The 347-nt window shown below is 48.1% G+C and carries 1 pseudogene; it reads left to right on the forward strand.

Going from position 1 to position 347, the window contains the following annotated elements:
- Positions 1–347: pseudogene (locus MN204_RS20400) on the forward strand (N-acetylglucosamine-6-phosphate deacetylase); the annotation flags it as partial.

A 347-nucleotide genomic window follows, 5' to 3' on the forward strand; every position in this document is an offset into this window, starting at 1 on the left:
TCAAGGGTGCCCAACCAGAGGAACACATCATTGCACCAAGCATTGACTTGGTAAAGAAGTGGAACGAATTGTCAGGTAACCGTGTACGTTTGATCACGTACGCACCCGAGCAAGCTGAAGACGTGCGTGCCTTTGAGGATTACCTAGCTGATAACAACATTATCGGTTCAATCGGTCACTCAAATGCAACACGTGATTTCTTGCAACACAATTCTAAGGCAAGCCACATCACCCACTTGTACAACGCACAACGTCCAATGTCACACCGCGAACCTGGTGTAACGGGACACGCTATGCTGGAAGATAACATCCGCACAGAGTTGATTGTGGATGGTTTCCACGTGTAC

The organism is Oceanobacillus saliphilus (genome assembly GCF_023522835.1).
Taxonomy (GTDB): Bacteria; Bacillota; Bacilli; order Bacillales; family Amphibacillaceae; genus Oceanobacillus; species Oceanobacillus saliphilus.